Source organism: Sphingobacterium thalpophilum (genome assembly GCF_901482695.1).
Lineage (GTDB): Bacteria > Bacteroidota > Bacteroidia > Sphingobacteriales > Sphingobacteriaceae > Sphingobacterium > Sphingobacterium thalpophilum.
Genome location: NZ_LR590484.1, coordinates 811,597 through 831,023, shown reverse-complemented (window position 1 = coordinate 831,023; position 19,427 = coordinate 811,597). Strand labels below are relative to the sequence as shown.

General features: G+C 44.7%; 15 protein-coding genes. All 15 read right to left on the bottom strand.

Going from position 1 to position 19,427, the window contains the following annotated elements:
• Positions 1-29: 29 nt before the first annotated feature.
• The gene (locus FGL37_RS03625; RefSeq protein ID WP_028072572.1) at positions 30-2,606 is read right to left on the bottom strand and encodes a TonB-dependent receptor domain-containing protein; all 2,577 of its coding nucleotides are present in this window, start codon (positions 2,604-2,606) and stop codon (positions 30-32) included.
• 103 nt (positions 2,607-2,709) lie between these two features.
• Entirely contained in the window at positions 2,710-3,129 is a 420-nt protein-coding gene (locus FGL37_RS03620; RefSeq protein ID WP_028072573.1) for an HYC_CC_PP family protein, read from the bottom strand.
• A 310-nt stretch (positions 3,130-3,439) separates the two neighbouring features.
• Positions 3,440-5,908: a phosphocholine-specific phospholipase C gene (locus tag FGL37_RS03615; RefSeq protein WP_028072574.1), complete on the bottom strand. Its 2,469-nt coding sequence runs from the start codon at positions 5,906-5,908 to the stop codon at positions 3,440-3,442.
• An 8-nt stretch (positions 5,909-5,916) separates the two neighbouring features.
• Positions 5,917-7,356, bottom strand: a complete 1,440-nt coding sequence (locus tag FGL37_RS03610; RefSeq protein WP_160169561.1) for a SusD/RagB family nutrient-binding outer membrane lipoprotein — start codon at positions 7,354-7,356, stop codon at positions 5,917-5,919.
• 14 nt (positions 7,357-7,370) lie between these two features.
• Positions 7,371-10,715, bottom strand: a complete 3,345-nt coding sequence (locus tag FGL37_RS03605) for a SusC/RagA family TonB-linked outer membrane protein (protein ID WP_160169562.1) — start codon at positions 10,713-10,715, stop codon at positions 7,371-7,373.
• Between the two features lie 198 nt (positions 10,716-10,913).
• Complete coding sequence (locus tag FGL37_RS03600) at positions 10,914-12,101, bottom strand: FecR family protein (RefSeq protein WP_160169563.1); 1,188 nt, start codon at positions 12,099-12,101, stop codon at positions 10,914-10,916.
• Positions 12,102-12,182: 81 nt separating this feature from the next.
• Positions 12,183-12,776 (bottom strand): RNA polymerase sigma factor, encoded by a 594-nt coding sequence (locus FGL37_RS03595; protein ID WP_051607389.1) that lies wholly within the window; start codon positions 12,774-12,776, stop codon positions 12,183-12,185.
• 280 nt (positions 12,777-13,056) lie between these two features.
• Positions 13,057-13,818: a tryptophan synthase subunit alpha gene (gene trpA, locus FGL37_RS03590; protein ID WP_028072579.1), complete on the bottom strand. Its 762-nt coding sequence runs from the start codon at positions 13,816-13,818 to the stop codon at positions 13,057-13,059.
• 4 nt (positions 13,819-13,822) lie between these two features.
• Positions 13,823-15,007, bottom strand: a complete 1,185-nt coding sequence (trpB, locus tag FGL37_RS03585; protein WP_028072580.1) for a tryptophan synthase subunit beta — start codon at positions 15,005-15,007, stop codon at positions 13,823-13,825.
• The gene (locus tag FGL37_RS03580) at positions 15,004-15,630 is read right to left on the bottom strand and encodes a phosphoribosylanthranilate isomerase (protein WP_037534709.1); all 627 of its coding nucleotides are present in this window, start codon (positions 15,628-15,630) and stop codon (positions 15,004-15,006) included. Before FGL37_RS03580 ends, trpB begins: the two co-directional genes overlap by 4 nt.
• A 2-nt stretch (positions 15,631-15,632) precedes the next feature.
• The gene (gene trpD / locus FGL37_RS03575) at positions 15,633-16,622 is read right to left on the bottom strand and encodes an anthranilate phosphoribosyltransferase (protein ID WP_028072582.1); all 990 of its coding nucleotides are present in this window, start codon (positions 16,620-16,622) and stop codon (positions 15,633-15,635) included.
• 317 nt (positions 16,623-16,939) lie between these two features.
• A complete protein-coding gene (locus FGL37_RS03570) occupies positions 16,940-17,404 on the bottom strand; it encodes a hypothetical protein (RefSeq protein WP_051607390.1) in 465 nt (154 codons plus the stop codon).
• 143 nt (positions 17,405-17,547) lie between these two features.
• Positions 17,548-17,769: a DUF2795 domain-containing protein gene (locus FGL37_RS03565; protein WP_028072584.1), complete on the bottom strand. Its 222-nt coding sequence runs from the start codon at positions 17,767-17,769 to the stop codon at positions 17,548-17,550.
• Positions 17,770-17,890: 121 nt separating this feature from the next.
• Positions 17,891-18,649 carry an ABC transporter ATP-binding protein gene (locus tag FGL37_RS03560; RefSeq protein ID WP_028072585.1) on the bottom strand — a complete coding sequence of 253 codons (759 nt, stop codon included), beginning with the start codon at positions 18,647-18,649 and terminating at the stop codon, positions 17,891-17,893.
• Positions 18,631-19,422 carry a lysophospholipid acyltransferase family protein gene (locus FGL37_RS03555; protein WP_051607391.1) on the bottom strand — a complete coding sequence of 264 codons (792 nt, stop codon included), beginning with the start codon at positions 19,420-19,422 and terminating at the stop codon, positions 18,631-18,633. The genes FGL37_RS03560 and FGL37_RS03555 overlap by 19 nt, the downstream gene beginning before the upstream one ends.
• Positions 19,423-19,427 lie beyond the last annotated feature (5 nt).

Genomic DNA, 19,427 nt, shown 5'->3' with positions numbered 1-19,427 from the left:
TTGGAAAGCATGAGGCCTCAATTCACCCGCTATTTGATGAAATAACGGATTCCTGTATAAAACATGCGTCCTGTTAGCGGGCCCCACAGCATCGAGGTGTCAAAATAGTTTCCAAAGGGCTGATCCGCAGCAAGGATTGGGGTTTTCTGAAAATAGTTGGATAGATTTTCACCGCCAATATAGACCGTAAAGTTCTTGTCTTTGCCGAATGTTTTACTGATCTGCGCATTCATTGTCGCATAGGTTCTGGATGTTGCTGGCATCTGGTATTCTACTGGGTTGTCTAGCGTTGAAGGTATACGTTTTGGTCCAACGACATTCAAGGTGTAATCCAGGCTCCAGCCCGAGTGGTGATTGTACGCAAGGTTGACAAAGCCACGATGTTTGGCCAACAGTGGTTTGGTTTTTCTGCCGCTCTCGAAATCGGTCTGCACATCCAGGAGGCGATAAGCGAGACGCGTTTCAAAATGTGGGGCGGGCATCAAACGGAACTCTGCTTGTAAGCTGTTGGAAAATGATTTGCCACTTAGATTATAAAAATTGATCTCCCTTGGGTTTTCGTAATCTACAACAACCTGATTGGAGAAGCTGTTGTGAAAAAACTCGACAGAAGCAGAGGCTTCTCTTCCGAAGATTCGCATGCTCTGGTCCAGGGCTAGGCCGGTATTCCATGATACTTCAGGCTGCAGGCCATATGCTTTCTGATGAATATCAGGGGACTGGATGACCAGTTTTCGGCTACTTGCCAGTACAGCGGTGTTTTCTGCAAAGATATTTGCTGTTCGCTGTCCCCTTCCTGAACTAGCGCGTAAGGTCGTTCCGGATATAGGTGCATAGCGCAGGTTCACCCGCGGTGTGGTAAACCAGCCATATAATGAATTATAGTCCTGGCGTAACCCCAGTACGGCATCAAATTTTTCGGAAGGACTAAAGGTATATTCTGCAAATGCTCCCGAGACCACCTCTTTGCGTTTAAAATTCTGGTCCTTGAGATACCATTCGTCATAGTTGTCGTAATTGACGGACACACCGACCCGATATTTGTGGGCGACGGTACCGAGGATGTCCTGAAAGAGGAGGTTTGCATAACCGTTTTGTTGTTCAGAATCGTAGCTGTTCAGACCAAAGTAGCTTTTCTGATTATAGTTGGATCCCGCCAGTTGCAAGCCAACGCTACGATGTTTATTCCCCGGAAATACATAACCAATTTTGGCAAAGCCTTCAACACGCTCGATGTCAAAGCCGAGTCCATAGCGATTGGTCGTGCCTTTATCCTTTTTCTTGTCAAAATCTATTTGTCCGCCGGTACGGTCGTCATTGAGGTATTTAATGCCGAATTGTACCATAAGACCCTTTCCGTTTTCGTATAACCAACGGTTTACCCCGGAAAATAAATTTCCGATGGGCACATCCCTGAAGCCATTGTGGCTAAAGTTCATGGATTTATTATACATAAAGTTGTCATGTAATAAGACCGATGTGGACCAATGGTGCCCAATTTTTTGGGAAAGGTTCAGATTTACGTCAGTGCGCCCCATATTATTGGCATAGGCATTAAAGAACAGCCTTTCTGAGTTTTGTGGTTTTTTTAGTTCGACATTGATCTGACCGGCCATGCTTTCATAGCCATTGGCGACGGAGCCTACCCCCTTGGCGATCTGAATGGATTCTATCCAGGTGCCAGCGATGGAATTTAGGCCCAGTGGTGAGGCTAAGCCGCGGGGGCCTGGCAGGTTTTCGACAGTCAGCTGGGTATAGATTCCACTGAGGCCTAGCATCTGGATCTGTTTACTGCCGGTGACGGCATCAGCACTGATTACGTCCACGGAAGCATTGGTTTCAAAACTTTCGCTCAGATCACAGCAGGCTGCTTTGAATAGTTCTTTGCCGGTGAGTACTTCCAGTCTGGCGGGTGTCATCCTGTCGATATAGTTTGACCGGCGTGTCCCTTTAACTTCGACTTCCATCAGGACATTGCCTCTGGCGGTGATCATGACAATCTCATGGGGGTCTTTAATGGTGATGGTATCGGACCGCATGCCCACATAGCTAACCACCAGTTTGTCAAAACCGTCTTTGTGCTCTAGCTTAAACACACCGTTTTCATTACTTCTGGTATTCCTTGTCGGTAAATTTGCCCAATGCACGTTAGCACCTACAATTGGTTTGAGCTCACCTTTTTCATTCTCTTCCACCACGACACCTGTAATGATATGGGGGTGGTCATGTTCTGATTCGGTTGTAGCAGGTTGTTTTTCAGGTGATTTTCCGTCGATCAGTCGTGGGTACATACAGCATTCATGCAGCTTGGCATAAGCCTCTTCGCTTGCCACTAGGTTGTCGACGTCATGTCCGACTGCAGCGATGTTTTTTTTGATCGTTTCCAGCTGCACTTTCTCTGCATCGTAGGTTAAGAGCAGCTGATTGTTGCTGGCATTCCAGACTGCGCTAGCTACGCCGGGCAGTTTGGCTGCAGTTTCAATTCTTTTTTTGCACATGGCGCAGTTGCCGGCCACAGTTAGTGTTTTTGTACTGTCGCTCTGTGCCCAAAGGGTTGTGATGGTGATAAATAAGATTAGTGCTGTTGTGTATATTTTTTTTAACATTTGATTCATGATTCTTTAATAGTATACGGTCTTAAAAAAAGCTGCATAGCAATGCCTATCGATGAAAAAATCCATCAATACATCAGTATAATGAAGAAATGAATCAGATTCTAAAGTTTTGGTTAAGAATAAAGACAGGCTGGTTATCTTTTTGGATAAAGTATCCGAAACTAGCTACCTGGAGTAATGAGCTGTCCTCTTCGGCTGCAAACTGAAAATAGTTAATCATCCAATGGCGTATGATAACCGCCGGGGAGAAACTATTGAAGTTAAGAGTCTGAGATAAACGATTGAAGTCATCCACTTTTTGAGCAGCTATGCGTATATCTTTACAGCTGCCTTCCTGATGGCAATGTTGCTGGTTTTTATCCGATTTTGCACATAAGGGGCATGAATGAGCCGTTTGGTCTTCTGACAGTGACAGCGCCTGAGGTTCGCCCTGGCAAAAATGAAGATGCAAAGTCGCACCGCTTGCTGCGAGCAGATAGAAAAATAAGCCGATAAAGAGTGCGATCTTCTTCATTTCCACAAATGTAGATAAAATTTATATGTTTTTTTTGTAATATTTTGAATAAATGTTATAACTTGTACTGCAGAATTTATAACCAAAAACTACCGATGTTATGTGTCTTTTATTCATTAATTCCATTAGTTTATATCTGCTAGCTGTACTTTTGATCGTCAGTGCAGTGCTATTGTATAAAGGATTTTATCATGTCGTCCGCCGTATTCAGGAATAAGCGTTTCTGATGGCTTTCCTTTTGGGGAGCGGGCTAATGGACTTTGATTGTTGATTATGAAAACGGAGCCGCCTTAATAAGCAGCTCCGTTTTTTATGATCGGCTTAGCAATGGGTCGCTTTTTCCGTTTTTTCCGGTCTCGATACGACCGGCGTATTGTTCTGCAAAATCCGAATATTGTTTGCAGGTTACACGGACGTCATACCAGTGATATTGTTTGGACAGGTCGAAGCGAATAGTCGCAGTTTCCCCGCTTTTTAGCGAGAGAGGTGTGTTTCCCCGACCGTAGCTCAGATCTTCAAATAGGAGCTGATGATCCACCTCATCGCTGTTCATACAGCTGAAGATTAATTTACCCGTGAAGGTTTTGGTATTTTTATCTATTTCGTAGCGGCAGATGATTTTAATTTTTGGATGTGTGGGGCCGCCCTTAAACTCGCGATAAAAGCCATTAGGACCATGTACTTCAAACTGATACTTTCCATTTTCGAAAGATTGTATATTCCATTGGTCGGTGATGCGGTCACCGGGAGACACCGCATAGCAGCGGGAGGTTCCGGTTTCACCGTTATAAGGGGCAGCATGATATACAGTGAAGGGAGAGCCCGCGGCTCGATCACCGAACATATCATTTCGTACTTCGAACGCAATCTGATAGTTTCCTTCTGGGCGGTATTCACCATCCGCATACAATTCGTAAGGGAGCAAGCAGGAGTCACGAAGCCCCGGTTCCTGTCTTGGAAAATAAGGCGAACTGGTAGGGTTTTTCTCTATTTGCTGGACCTCCGCTGAGGATAAAGGTTTGAAGCCCATTGGAAGTCCTTTATATTTGGCTTGGTGGATTCCTCTTATAAAATGTTCGCGGTCCAATACTAATGGTTTGTTGATCAGCTCGCCGTGGTAAGGTCTGAAGGCTGAGGTGAGGTCGCCGCAGACTGCCCTTCGCCAGGCGCTGATGTTGGTCTCCCTGACTTCTTTCTTGATTTTATGGCTAATGAATTTTTCGAGAAATTGTAAGCTGGAGGTGTGATCGAATACCTGAGAATTGACCCAGCCACCTCTTGTCCAAGGTGATGCAATAATCATCGGAACCCGATACCCCAGGCCGATCACGCTCTCACGTCCACTTTCCGGATAATATTGTTCATTACGGCGGACAAATTCGACGGTCGGGTCAATCCCCGCGGAGACTTTGCCACTTTCTGGCCGGTACGGATTTGGCGGCGTGAAAGGTGCGAAATGGTCGAAATAGCCATCGTTCTCATCGTAGGTGAGAATAAAGATCGTTTTTTTCCAAATCTCTGGGTTCTGCGTCAGGATATCCATGATTTCACTAACGTACCAGGCGCCAAACCAAGGGGAGTCGGGATGATCTGAGAAAAGCTGGGGTGGCGCCAGCCAGGAGACCATCGGAAGCTTTCCCTCTTCAACATCTTTTCGAAACTGATAAAGGATATCTCCTTTGGGTATCTGTAGCTCCCGCTGCTGATCGCCTTCCTGATAGCGCATGGTCTCCAATTGCATATAATCAGGTTGTGCACTATTGTTGACAAATGCCCGCCGATGGATATCCCTTGTCCGTGCATCGAGTTTTTCGAAGTTGTCCATGCTGTACTGCTCGATTTCAGCAAGTAGCTGTCCCAGTTGCTGCTGTAGTTTTTGCTTCATATCTGCAGTCGTGGCAGTACTTATTTTTTCTTCCAGCTGTTTCTTTTTTTCGTGCAGCAGCTGACGATAGCGTGGGCTGTATTTTACCTCATATTGCGGAAAGTATTCCATAGGATTACATCCAAAATTGGCCAGCCAGCTATTGGCCTCACCGCTATAACCGGCGCTGCTGGATGAAATTTCGTTCTGATAGATTTTCCAGTCCACTCCGAGCTCAGACAGGCGTTCGGGAAAGGTTTTCCAGTTGGCTTTTCCACTAAATTCAGAATCACCATTCCATACCAGCGCCTTTCCGTTTAAATTTTCGCGGATATTTGCTGTCCAGAAATACAATCTGTTGGGGTTGGTGCCTGTGATGCTGGAACAAAAATGCTGATCGCAGATGGTGAAAGAATCGGCAAGTGAATAGTAGAAGGGTATATCTTCTCGGGTATAATAGCCCATCGTTAAGGGGAGGTCTGCAAACTCTTTAAAGCCAGAATGTTTGACATCTAACCATCTATCCATTTTACCCTCATTGCGGGCGTCGGTCTGATCCGTCCAGTTATGAGGAAGACATCCCATCCAGGTGATTTTTGAATCTTTGATATCTAGCCGGAAGGGGGCGTATGTTTCACCAGTTTTTTGCGTCTGGAACCAGACTTTATTGCGGTTTGGCTGCCGGATGGCTCTGGGATCGTTGAATCCACGAACTCCCCGGAGGGTACCAAAAGCATGATCAAAAGATCTGTTTTCCTGCATCAGCAGTACAACATGTTCGGCATCATAAAAGGAGCTTCCTAAGGCGGGGTTGATTGCCATTGCCTTGGCAATGGCCGGCGGAATAACATGAGAAAGCGAGGCTCCCCCGGCAAGCATCGCCGCTTTCTTTAAAAAATCTCTTCTGGTATCCATGTTTTAGTTTATTTGATTAACCACATTGTAGCGTTGACATTATCGCCTTCGGGAAACTGCCGTTTTAGTGCAGCATCCAGATTGGCCTCATTGTATTGTGACTCAGATAAGGGGTACTGCCAACGTTTAGGCACTTTTCCTCCGTTCAGCGTGCCCGGACCGACGCGTAGGGCCGGGATGCCTGTGCGGCGTTGCTCGATAAAAGGCTCCCAGCCAGAGTTCATATAGAAAGCAATATATTTTTGCGTAAGAATTTTGGTCAGTGCATCTCCGTTCGATAATTTGACAAGGTCTCCGGCGAGGTAGTCTTCTACAACATTTCCGGTAATTTTATAGAAAGCCATGGAGGCCGTTATCCCTTTTTGATAATGGCTGTTCACATCGCCGCTAATCCAGCTACGTTGAATAGCTTCGGCCAGGAGAAACTCCTGTTCTGCATAACTCATGAAAATCATCGGTTCGTTCACTGGGTTACGAAGGTCGACAAATCTCCTGGCAATTAACGAGGATTGAGCAGCTGTCGCCTGTTGGTCAGCCGGAGACAGGCCAGCATCTACTCCTTTGTAATTGCCGAAAATCCCCGAGGGCTTTCCGGCAATTGGGTCTGCAAATGAGAATAAGCGTGGGTCCTGGCGCTGTTGCAGCATTTCTACAAATGATTGCTCAAGAGATACGAGAGTTGACACACTTAGATGGCCAGCGGTTGGGTAATAGTTGGAAGGATCCGACGTATTGAAGACAAGTTGTGCATTGTCATTGATACTCTCCATTAAGGGATATCTGGCAGGGTTGCCGATCATGGTCTGAAATTGTTTCTTGACCGCGATCTTACTTTGGCCTTCCTTTTTTGACAGATGGATCAACAGACGCAGGCGATAGGCGTTAGCGAATTTTTTCCATTTTAGAGCATCACCGCCAAAGATGATATCCCCGTCAATCGGACCGTTGGCGGCATCCAATAACGCATTTGCCTGTTCCAGTTCCTGCAATAATCCTTCGTATATATCTTCCTGTGTATCATAAATAGGAGCATAGCTTCCTTCTTCGGCGCGTAAGGCATCCTTATAGGGGATGTCACCGAAGGTTTCAGTCATGCGCGCAAAGTAAATAGCACGAAAGAGGTGAATAAGGCCTTGAAAGTTTTTATTATCTGTCACGAGTGGCTGCAGTTTGATTAGCTGACGTAATCCATTATAACCATCAAATGACCCGCGGTTCCAATTGTAATTAATCGATTCGCTGGGTCGTTCATAATAGGTGAGGTGTCTGGATGCATAGGCCGCATTGATCGGATTATTATTAAAGATATTTTGGCAGATCCAGGTCATCAATAACGCCGGTGTTGCTTTTGTCGGCTTATTGGGATTATCTTGGTAATAATCAAATTTTTTACAACTGGTAATCACACTGAGTATGCCGAGCACGAAGAGGATATATAGTTTTTTCATGGTAATTCTCATTTTTAAAATTTGAGGTTGACATTGAAGCCGACGTTACGAATTGTTGGTTCCGCAAGTTGTAGATCGCTATAACCGTCAGGATCCATATAAGGTACCTTGGACCACAGAATCAGGTTTCTTCCTACAATGGACAAGCTCGCAGATTTAAAGGGTGTTTTAGACAGCATGTTGGCCGGCATTTGGTAGGTAAAGGTCAACTCTCGCAACTTGACAAATGTTCGTTCATACAATGCGGATTCATCAATTCCATTTGTATAACGTGCAAATACCCAATCCACATAATTTACAGGTGTTGTATTGGGCGCGAAAGTACGGGTATCATGGGTGATATTTCCCTGTGCATCATAGCTGACTTCTCCACCCGTTTGGGTTACTCCTCCAGCCATATAGGTCTTTTCTCCAAGGTATGCTTCGTCCCGATAATGGTTTGCAGTACTGGGATGCATTCCACCTTCATACATTTTTGCTTCCAGGCCATTGTATATTTTTCCACCGATACGCCCATCCAAGGCAAATGAGAACCCGAAATTCTTATAATGGAAGCTATTTTGGAAGCCGAATTCCCAATCGGGTAGAGTGTAGCCCAGGTTCACTTCCTGATTAATATATTGCGGAATCCCATTTTCGTGAACGATCTGTCCATCAGGTGATTTCTGCCATGCCCAGCCTCTATATATATCCATCCGTTCACCTACTTTTACACCACCGCGGATTTGCTCGCCTCCATAATACTCCAGTACCGTATTGCGTAACCGTGAATAATTCAGGGTAGTATTCCACTTGAAGAGCTCTGTCTGGATGGGCGATCCTGATACCACCAGTTCGATTCCCCGGCGTCGGTAACGATCCCCATTGAGCTGGAGCTGGGCGAATCCCGAAGCTAAAGATAAGGGAACCTGTACCACATTATTTGTACGATCGTAGTTAAAGTAGGTAAAGTCAACTCCGATCCTATTTTTAAAAAACCGTAGCTCGGCGCCATACTCCTGTGAAATGGTTTTGTTGGGCTTTAGCCCCGGAGGGCGTAGCGTATTGGGCAGTGTTAAGGACGGATTACCGTTCCAACGGCTTCCGATATCATAAGCTAAAAGTGCGCTATAGGCATTTATATCCGTGGTTGCATCCGTAACAGCCCCGCGTAGTTTAAAATAGGATATTGCCTCAGGTAAACTTAACATTTCGGATACAATCAAACTAAGGGATGCTGATGGATAGAAGTAGGAATTGTAAGGAGACTGCAGCGCTGATGTCCAGTCATTCCGCCCAGTCAAGCTAAGTGTAGCCATGTTGCGGTAATCAAGATCGACATAACCATATAGTCCATACACCTGTTTTTCAACGCGCTCATTGGTCGAACGTACCGGATCACGGGAATTATCAAGATTATACCACTCGGGCACGGATAAGCCGCCCGTGGTCATGGATTCCAATTTGTTATATTGATCCAGTCTTGTGCTCGCTCCCACGCTTGCCGTTAGGGTAAAATCTGTGGCGATCTTGTTGTCGTAGGTAAGCAATGCATCACTGACAAAACGCATTCGGTTGTCCCGCTTAACACTATAGTTACCGTACGGTGCTGCATCCGTTCCATAATTGATATAACTGTAGGGGATACGGCTTTCGCTGTTCGCGAAGTTGGTGGTTACACCACCGCGTACAAGCAACTTGAGATTATCGTTAAATGTATATTTGATATTTCCCTGTGAAACAATGACATCATTGGTGTAGGCTCTTTCTTTTTCGTAAGCCAAAAACCATGGATTGTTGTACCAGCTGTAATTGTAAGTTAGCTGTTCGAGTCCTTCTCTTCCAGGCTTCCAGTAATTTCGCATGTCGCGGATATCAACGTCAGGGCCCATCCATAATACGATATTATATAGATAATTGTCGGGAGAGTAGCCGCTATTGGGATAATTGGGTGAGTATTGCTTATTGTAGGAGAGTGTCGCCTCGGCATCGAGTTTACTGTTGAGTCTGAGTTTGCCTGCCAAACTTAAGGTGGTTGAATTCAAATTGGTGTTAGGGACCTGTCCTTTCTGATATAGGTGTGACAAGGAGATGCGGTAATCCGATTTGTCCGTCGTACCGGCGACGCTCACGTTGTGTGTTGTAATGAGGCCGTTGTCAAGGAAATTGTTCAGGTTGTTTTTTCCGCGGCTGATCCAGGGCAAGGGCGTCAATTTGCCTGTACCCGGGTCCAGTGGGCTATTGTATTGCGGTATCTCAACAAATCCGCTCGCTGTATTCGGATCAGGTTGATTTAATTTTGGTCCCCACACATAGCCATAAGCATCATTGACACCGCCTCCCTTTCCATCAACGAAAGCATACTTTCCATTAAATCCCATGCCATAATCCTGCTGGGTCTTTGGAATACGTAGAAAACCAGCCTGGAATTCGGTACTGGAATTGTAAGTGAGCTCAATACCGGCTTTGCCACCTTTGCCTTTCTTGGTAGTTATCATGATAGCGCCATTTTGGGCAACGGAGCCATATAAAGCGGAGGAAGCCGTTCCCTTTAGGACGGTGATATTCTCGATGTCGTCAGCGTTCAGACTCCACATATCAAAGCCGTCAGGTGCGGGAACACCGTCTATCACGATAGTAGCCGCTCCTCCACGAAGGGTGATCTCGGGATTTTCGAACAAGGTGGATTTTGTTTTGATCTGAAGGCCGGCGACTTTTCCTACCAGACTGGATGCGACGTTGGGTTCACGGGCAACCGTCAGACTTTCTCCTTTGACATCCTGTGCCGCATAGGCTACCTTGCGTTTTTCTTTATTGATACCCAAAGCCGTAACGACGACTTCAGCCATGGCGTTGCTTACGGGATTTAAGGTCACATGAAGTTCCTTACCGGTGACCTCGACCTCCTTCCTTTCATAGCCCAAAAAACTAAACACAAGTGTTGTATTGGGAGGAACCGATAGAGAGAACCTGCCACGAGCATCTGTTCGTGTCCCGATCTTGGTATCCGCTTTTGTATAAATGCTAACGCCTTCAAGGGGACCTTTTTCATCCTGGACCGTACCCGAAATCGATAACTGCTGCTGTCTATGGGCAGTAATGGTTATGGTACGGGACATTTTTTGATAAGTCAGGCCCCGTGGTGTAAGAATTTGTTCTAACGTTCCGTCTAAAGTCGCTTTTTCAACGCTGAGGTCTACTGGGGCAGTATTCTTGATAAGGTCGCTGGAATAGAAAAACTTATAATCTGTCTGCTGGGCAATTCGCCTGAGCACGTTTTCCAGCGATGTCCGTCTGACCGATAAGCTTATTTGTTGACCCGTCGTCTTCGCATTTAATCCCAAGGAAAGAAGCAAGGTGAAGATGATTGTCAATTTCATTTTTCTAAAGATTAAATAATGGTCCGTAAAAAAGCTAAATTGTCGCGTAGCTCCTTTACGATCACAGAAATATTCCATAATTTTGAAAATAAGGTTGTTTAATAATTTTTTGAACAGCTTTTTTGAATAGATCGCGGAGATGCTACCACCATCTCCGTTTTTTTTTTTTTTTGCTAATAATATTTGTTCATAGGCATTTTATTTTTTCTTTTGTTTGACTTTTAACTGGTTGCCATTGAGTTCAAAGTCTAAATCGCCTACTGAAGAGAGTATCTCCAATAGACCAGTTAATTTACCATTGCGATCCATACTACCACTATATTGACCGCTGGGCAAATTACCTTCGACACTAACCTTTAGGTCGTACCAGTTCGCTATATCTTGTAATATTTTATATAATGATTCATCCTTAAAATAGAAATATCCTTCTTTCCATGCTGTGGCGCTTTCCAGATCGACAGTCTGCAACTGTAGCACTTGCCGTGCATCAATAAAAGCTCTTTTACCGGGCGTCATGATCAACTGCTGGTCGTGGTAGTTGAGCCGTACCAGCCCCTCTACCAGTGTTGTGGATATATGTGCCGGCTGATAGGCGCGCACATTAAAAGAAGTCCCCAGAACGGAAATATTCAACTCGCCTGCCTGTACCTTAAACGGTCGGTTTTTGTCCTTTTTTACCTGAAAGAAAGCCTCTCCTTCGATTTTCACGGTGCGCTCGTCGTCCGCGAAACGGTTTGGGAAATGAAGCTTGGAATTGGCATTTATCCATACGATGGAACCATCTGGCAATTCAATTTCAAATGTTCCGGCTTTTGGAACTTCAAGGAGGTTCCAGCGCGTCGTTTCTTCAGCTGATTGGCCGCGATAGACCAAGCGGCCTTTACTATAATCCAGACTGGCATTGTACTTGCTTTTATCGGTCCCGACCGATTTGTCGAACTCCAGCTTCTCGCCATTGTACAGCGTGAGGCGGGCCTGATTTTTTCCAGGAACTACCTCTTTACTTTTTGCGATGGGCGTCTCGTTGGTTTCCACGGATCGATCAGTTATCTGTAAGGACCAGAATATGCTGAATCCGATCAAGAGCAATACGGCTGCGGCTGCAGCAAATCTCCAGAAAATCAGTTTATCAGCTCGTTGCTTTTCAGGATGTTTATGGTTTGCTAACATGGATGCCAGCTTTGCGTCTACGGTGGATACGATATCATTGATGCGCGGATCGGTAATTTCTGCATCCTCCATATTTAACTGTTCTTGGATCAGTTGACGTAAATGGCTGGCAGATGATGGGAAATCAAAATAATGCATTAGCCGTTCGATGTCTTTGGCAGAACAGCGGTTGGCGATAAAATCACGGAAGAGCCGATTCAAATTTTCCTTTTCCAATATATCTCTTTTTATACCATTACGTTCTGGCATTAAAAAGTCACTACACAAAATTTTATTTTTTTTATTTTTTAAAATTTGCTATCTGGTCAGCAGGAGCAGCAGGAAATAGGGCAGGTTTACAGGGTTCTGCAAAAACAGTAAGATTTTCTTATTGGCACGGTTTAAATGGTTGCTAATCGTATTTGGAGATATCTCTAAAAGCGCAGAAACCTCTTCATAACTGCGACCTTCGATTTTGCACAGCTGAAATACAGTACGGCATTTTGGGGGAAGTTCGGATAAGGCGCGGTTAATCAATTCTCTCCTATATTTATTGTCCAGCAGTTCATCAATATGCTGGTAAGCCCCATCCTGAATTGTAACAAGGTAGTCTTGGTAATTCCGGTCTTTGCTGACTTTGCGGTAAAAGTCAGCGACCATGTTGGCTGCGATTCGATAAAGGTAACCTTCAAAGCTGCGTTCAGCATCTATTTTGGTTCTACTTTCCCATATCTTGACGAACACATCGTGGAGAATATCTTCTGCGATATCGGGTGATTTCACAAGTTTGAGCAGTTTGGAGGCCAGCTGGTGTTTATAGGTGTTGTACAGCCATTCAAAAGCCTCCCTTTCGCCTGCATTTAAGCGAATGATCCATGAGGTATAATTCAGACCTTCTGCATTACTCTTCATTTCGCGAAGCTATTGATTGTACATTAATTGGTTGTTAACTGAATATAATCAGATTATATGCCATATCGTTGCTGGGGCCCATTATCCAAATGCAAATGAGAGCCAGAAAGATACTTCTTTTACAATATTACTAAATTACAATGCAATTTTACAACAAAATCTACGCAGAAGCATGATGCGCGAGGCCGTTTATCATGTGTCATATTCCATAGTTAGTGTCTGGGTATAAGGCGTAATAGTTGACCTATCCCAGACGCTAACCGGAATCATTTTGGAGTCGTTAGTCCTTGATAGACTTTATGAAGTCAGGAATCTGATCCATGTAGTCCTGTTCTTTTAACTTTTTAACAAATGCAGTGCCGATGATCGCTCCGGCAGTATAGGTACTAGCCTTTTGGAATGTCGCTTTATCCGAAATACCGAATCCGACAATTAGCGGGCTTTTGAGCTGCAGATCATGTATACGCTTAAAGTAGGCATGGGTATCTTCACCTACATCCAGGGTTTTGCCAGTCGTGGCATTGGCCGAGAGCAGATAGATAAAACTACGGGAAAGACTGTCTATTTTTTTGATACGTTCGGTTGAAGTCTGCGGCGTGACAATAAAGATATTGGCAATGCCATTTTTTTCGAAAGTCTCTTTATACAGTTCCTCATATTCATACATGGGCAGATCAGGAATAATAACGCCGTCCACACCGACGTTCTTGCATTCTGCGCAAAAATTGTCCATTCCGAACTGCAGCACAGGGTTTACATACCCCATCAAAAAGACGGGGATGTGTACGTGCTGACGGAGCTCGCGCAGTTCTTCAAATAGCCTTTTAAGTGTCATGCCATTTTCCAGCGCCACCTGTGAACTGTGCTGGATGACGGGGCCGTCTGCGACCGGATCAGAGTAAGGAAATCCAATTTCCAAAAAATCTGCCCCAGCTTCCTCCAGTTTTTTAGCTATACGGACTGTACTTCCCAGCTCGGGGTAGCCTGCGGTAAAATATATCGATAATAAGGGGTTGCCCGCTTTTTTTTCAATCGTTCTCATGCGTTTAAAAATCAAAGTATTTCATATAGTTGTCCAGATCCTTGTCACCTCGTCCTGACAGGCATATGACCACCGTCTCGTCTCCTTTGAACGGAATCTTCGCCAGATAAGCCAGCGCGTGGGCGCTTTCAATCGCAGGGATGATACCTTCCAGTCGCGTAAGTTCGAGACCTGCCTGCATGGCTTCGTCGTCGGTGATGCTGACGTAATTCCCCCTGCCCGAGCGGAATAACCAGGCATGTTGTGGACCGATGCCCGGATAATCCAGTCCTGCAGAAATGGAATAGGGCTCAACGACCTGGCCATCTTCAGTCTGCATCAATATGGACCTGCTTCCATGGAGCACACCTTCTTTTCCCAGTGCGGTTGTCGCAGCAGATTCTCCCGAATGAACACCGTGACCAGCGGCTTCAACGGCGTAAAGCTGAACAGATTCCTCATCCAAAAAATGGTAGAACATACCCGCAGCATTGGATCCACCACCGACGCAGGCCAGCACCATATCGGGAGTTGCCTTTCCCGTTTTTTCAAGCAGTTGCTTTTTTGTTTCCTCAGAAATGATGGACTGAAAGCGAGCGACCATATCCGGATAGGGGTGCGGTCCGACGACCGACCCGATGATGTAATGGGTATCAATAGGATTGTTTATCCAGTCGCGCAGCGCTTCGTTGGTTGCATCTTTCAGCGTTTTCGAACCGGAGGTTGCTGCGATAACTTCTGCGCCCATCATCTTCATGCGCGCAACGTTGGGCGCCTGGCGCTGTATGTCAATTTCACCCATATAGACAGCACATTGGATGCCTTTGAGCGCACATACCGTTGCGGTGGCTACACCATGCTGTCCTGCGCCTGTCTCCGCAATAATGCGTTTTTTGCCCAAACGCTCAGCCAGAAGAATCTGGCCAATGGTATTGTTGATCTTATGTGCTCCGGTATGGTTGAGGTCCTCGCGCTTTAAATAAATAGTCGTCCCATATTTTTCAGACAGGCGCTTGGCATGATATAATGGTGAAGGGCGACCAACGTAATCGCGGAGCAATTGGTTAAATTCTTCCTGAAAGCTTTTCTCTTCGATAATCTTGAGATATTCTTCGCGAAGCTCCTCCACATTCGGGTAGAGCATCTCAGGGATATAGGCACCTCCAAATGGCCCATAATATCCTTTCTCATTAACTTGATATATACTCATCTTTTAATATTGTTTATGCTTTGGGTTAATAGATTGATATCTTTTAATCCGGGTTCTACTTCGAACTTTGAATTGAGATCCAGGGCGTACAGACGTGGATCGCCGACTTGTAAGGCTTCTCCGATATTGTCTGGTCCTAATCCGCCACTGAGGAAATAGGGACAGTCTAATTTATACTGGTTTAACAGCGACCAGTCGAAGGGTATACCCGTGCCACCATAGGCGCTGCTTTTTGTGTCAAATAAAAAATAATCCACGACATCGCGGTAGGATTCCAGCTGATTCCAGTCAAAGTTATGATCGACTCCGAATGCTTTTATGACAATGGCCGATGTCTCCGCTTTCAGGGCCTGGCAGAACTCTGCTGTTTCATTCCCGTGTAGCTGAACGGCATCCAGCTTGAAATTATGAATTGTATCAACGAGCTCCGGCAGGTCAGTGTTCACAAAGACCCCCACTTTCGCGGGCTGCACGAGGTTGCGGATATATTCCCTTTGTGCTGTGCCGACATAACGTTTGGACTTCTCGTAAAATATAAAGCCGATATAATCAACCCCAAGTGCGGTTACTTCTGCAATGTTGTCCGGATATTTCATCCCACACACTTTTACTTTAACTGCCATGCTTATTGCTTAATGATTTTTTGAAAACTTCGGAGCGCTTTTCCGGACATCAGGGCTTCTTCCGCTTCGTAAAAGCAGTCGCCAAACGTCTTTTCGGGGTGAAATGTTTTAATGGCAAATGCGGCATTGGTCAATACCACATTGTTTTGCACATCCGTACCTTGATTATTCAGTATGGACAAAAATATCTGTGCTGCATCCGCAACGCTGTCACCTCCAGCCAGATACTCTGGGCGGATTGGTGTAAAACCGAGTTCTTCCATACTGTAATAATTTTCACCTTGGTTGGTGATGACTTTAAAATCACCGGTCATGGATATCTCGTCATAGCCATCCAGGGCATGTATAATTGCGTATTGCTTGTCGGTATGCTGGTACAGATAACCATATAGGCGTGCAAGCTCTAAGCTGAATACGCCAACAGACTGAAATTTTGGATTGGCTGGGTTGGTTAAGGGTCCTAACATATTAAAAAACGTCTTCACCCCCAAGGCCCGGCGGATGGGAGCAACGGTTTTCATGGCGGGGTGAAACAGCGGAGCATGGAGGAAGCATATATTGGCTTCGTCGAGCTGGCGGGTCAGTTCTTCCTTGTCGTTGCTGAACTGATAACCCAGATGTTCCATGACATTTGATGAGCCACAGCTGGATGATACACCGATATTTCCATGTTTGGCAACCTTATAACCTGCACCGGCTGTCACGAAAGAAGCGATTGTAGAGATATTGAACGTATTTTTGCCGTCGCCGCCAGTACCGCAGAGGTCAATCAGATCGTAACCGTCAAAGTCCAGTTTGAGACATAAGTCGTACATCGCGTCTCGAAATCCAGCGAGTTCTTCCACGCGGATACTGCGCATACCATATGCGGTCATGAATGCTGCAATCTGGTGACTGTCATATTTACCTCTGGCAATGTTGGTCAGGATTTCGTAAGCTTCCTGCCGCGAAAAAGTTTTGTATTCAAACAAATGGGCTAAAATTTCTTTCATATTTATTTTAAATAAAAAGGGCTTACCTTATTCAGGCAAGCCCACCATATCTTGATGTATATCAAATAATGCAATAGGAGTTTGCCACAACGTTATTCGTCGTGCCACCACCAAGCTTTATTCAATACGGTCAGTATCATTTTTCTTTTTTGTTTTTACAAATATGGTTGATACAATTGTAAAATGCAAGTCTTTTTATTGAAAAAAAATTAAAAAATCAGCATTCGACTTAAAATTGTTGTTAAAACATTCTAAAGGACACGGAGGCACAAGGTTATCGAACGGTAAATTTGTGCTGAGGGTCCGTGTAAGTGCGGTCAATAAAAAACGAAATGGGCTCTATTGTCACCTTTGGACACCAGGGTGAAAGAAGCTATTTTTTTATCTTGGACAACCGCTGCGAAAACAAAGCGTTTCAGATACCGGACAAAATAAACTTGTCGTGGGTCTATTCCTTCGAGGTCGATATCATTGGTTTCCTTACGTCCAGCCCGGGCAAAGCTGATATATTCCAGTTTACTGTTATCTTTACTCTGTATATTGATCCGAATCTCGTCTATGCTGGCCAAGAGATACTCCTGCATGTCCGCATCCATATTTTTGGAGGTTAACAGATCTTGGCTCAAAATGATGTCGCTTGCGACATCTTGGTCATTTAGGCGATGTACAAAGTTCTTCAGCACAGCTACATTGGGATCGTTATCCGCACTTTGCTGTGCAAATAATGAGCAGCAGAACAGGGTTATACAGGCTAAAAGCCATGCCTTTATCTTGAATTTCATGCATATAAGACTTGTATGCCATCCAATGGATTAATCAGCAGACAAGGATTTGTGTTTGTATTAATCGACAATGGCTCTTTCGAATGGGTATTTTTACATCTGAGCAATAAAAAACGCCTTTTACTAAAGGCGTTTTTTATTGCTTAATATTCATCTTCATTGAAGAAGAAATCATCTTTTGTTGGATAGTCGGGCCAAATTTCTTCAATATTTTCATATGGCTCACCGTCATCCTCAAGAGATTGTAAGTTTTCAATCACCTCAACTGGTGCACCCGAACGAATAGCGTAATCGATTAATTCATCTTTTGTTGCTGGCCATGGTGCATCTTCTAGATGCGAAGCTAATTCTAATGTCCAATACATATAAAAACAATTTAAGTTCTCTATTTTCGCAAAGCTATCAATTAATTTAACTTAAGCAAGTAAATCAGCTGTTATTTTTCTGTAAATAATGTAAAGTATTGGATATTAGATAGATAATATTTTAAATATTCTCAAAGTCACTACCTTTTTCCTTTAAGGCATTCAGGCGTGGCGAGACGGATTTGATATCCGGATTGGCGTAATCATTCTCTATTAGCCCGTCGCGCATGCGTACAATACGGTGAGCATGAAGTGCGATATCCTCCTCATGTGTAACCAGAATAATGGTGTTTCCTTTGGAGTGGATTTCTTCGAGCAGCCCCATAATTTCGATGGATGTCTTCGTGTCAAGGTTTCCGGTAGGCTCGTCAGCCAATATAATGGATGGATCGTTGATCAGTGCACGCGCAACGGCCACGCGCTGCCGCTGGCCACCCGACAGTTCATTGGGTCTATGGTCCATACGATGTCCCAAACCTACGCTCTCTAAGGCCGCCGTGGCTTTTTGCTCACGGTTAATTTTGTTATATCCGGCATAGATCAGCGGCAAGGCAACATTCTCCAATGCTGTGCTTTTGGGCAGCAAATTGAAGGTTTGAAAAACAAAGCCTATTTCTTTGTTTCTGACCTCGGCAAGCTCATCGTCTGACATATCGCTTACGTTTATACCGTTGAGGATATACTCTCCTCTGCTAGGCGTGTCCAGACAGCCCAATATATTCATAAGTGTGGATTTCCCTGATCCTGATGGGCCCATTAATGCAACAAATTCTCCCTTGTGAATATTGAGTGTCACGGAGCTAAGTGCATGGATGGTTTCTGAACCTATCTGATATTCACGTGCAATATCCTTGATTTCGATTAATATCTTTCCTGACATATTTTTTGGACGTTCTCTGGTTTTTGAAAATACGATTTATTCTTCATAATCCAATAAGAATGCATTTTGTCGTAAACAATTTTCTCGAGTTCGGAGGCATTGTTGTCATCAAAATCTTTGGTCTCGATGGGACTGAAAACATGAACGTTGACAATTCCGGGACGCGAACCTCGTTTGGCTCCGTCATCGAAGAAAATATCCCAGGCATTTTCGATAATAATCGGTACTATGGGCACATCATTTTGGATGGCGATGCGAAAAGCACCAGATTTAAACGCATGTAGCTGAGGTGGAAATCCGTCATCAATCTTTCCTTCAGGAAATATGACCACGCTACGGCCCTGTTGAACCAGTTCATTAGCGCGCTGAAAGGCCTTAAATGAGGAGACTTTGCTTCTTCGGGTAACCGGAATATCGATGGTTTTGAAGAAGATGCGTGTAACTGGATTTTTGAGCAGTGAAGCTTTGCCAATAAATGAAAACGGAATCGGGCACAAGTAGGTTAAGGCGGTGATATCCAGAACTGATGTATGATTCGGGCAGAGTACCATGGACCTGTCCCAGCTAAATTGCGATTCGTAGGTGACTTTAAAAAATACTCCTGCTAATGCAGAACCGCTGATCGAGATCCAGCGGCGTATACGTGCTATCGCGGCGTAATTTTTTTTTGGTTCCAGCGCTAAAAAATAGAGGTACGGGAAAAATAGGATAAAAACAAGCAGAACGGCTATAAAATACCAGTAACGATGGAGTTTTTTAAGCAATAGAACCATACAAT

Coding starts and splice junctions, on each gene's coding strand:
- FGL37_RS03625 (WP_028072572.1), bottom strand. CDS start 2,606: ATGTTAAAAAAAATATACACAACAGCACTAATCTTATTTATCACCATC.
- FGL37_RS03620 (WP_028072573.1), bottom strand. CDS start 3,129: ATGAAGAAGATCGCACTCTTTATCGGCTTATTTTTCTATCTGCTCGCA.
- FGL37_RS03615 (WP_028072574.1), bottom strand. CDS start 5,908: ATGGATACCAGAAGAGATTTTTTAAAGAAAGCGGCGATGCTTGCCGGG.
- FGL37_RS03610 (WP_160169561.1), bottom strand. CDS start 7,356: ATGAAAAAACTATATATCCTCTTCGTGCTCGGCATACTCAGTGTGATT.
- FGL37_RS03605 (WP_160169562.1), bottom strand. CDS start 10,715: ATGAAATTGACAATCATCTTCACCTTGCTTCTTTCCTTGGGATTAAAT.
- FGL37_RS03595 (WP_051607389.1), bottom strand. CDS start 12,776: ATGAAGAGTAATGCAGAAGGTCTGAATTATACCTCATGGATCATTCGC.
- trpA (WP_028072579.1), bottom strand. CDS start 13,818: ATGAGAACGATTGAAAAAAAAGCGGGCAACCCCTTATTATCGATATAT.
- trpB (WP_028072580.1), bottom strand. CDS start 15,007: ATGAGTATATATCAAGTTAATGAGAAAGGATATTATGGGCCATTTGGA.
- FGL37_RS03580 (WP_037534709.1), bottom strand. CDS start 15,630: ATGGCAGTTAAAGTAAAAGTGTGTGGGATGAAATATCCGGACAACATT.
- trpD (WP_028072582.1), bottom strand. CDS start 16,622: ATGAAAGAAATTTTAGCCCATTTGTTTGAATACAAAACTTTTTCGCGG.
- FGL37_RS03570 (WP_051607390.1), bottom strand. CDS start 17,404: ATGAAATTCAAGATAAAGGCATGGCTTTTAGCCTGTATAACCCTGTTC.
- FGL37_RS03565 (WP_028072584.1), bottom strand. CDS start 17,769: ATGTATTGGACATTAGAATTAGCTTCGCATCTAGAAGATGCACCATGG.
- FGL37_RS03560 (WP_028072585.1), bottom strand. CDS start 18,649: ATGTCAGGAAAGATATTAATCGAAATCAAGGATATTGCACGTGAATAT.
- FGL37_RS03555 (WP_051607391.1), bottom strand. CDS start 19,422: ATGGTTCTATTGCTTAAAAAACTCCATCGTTACTGGTATTTTATAGCC.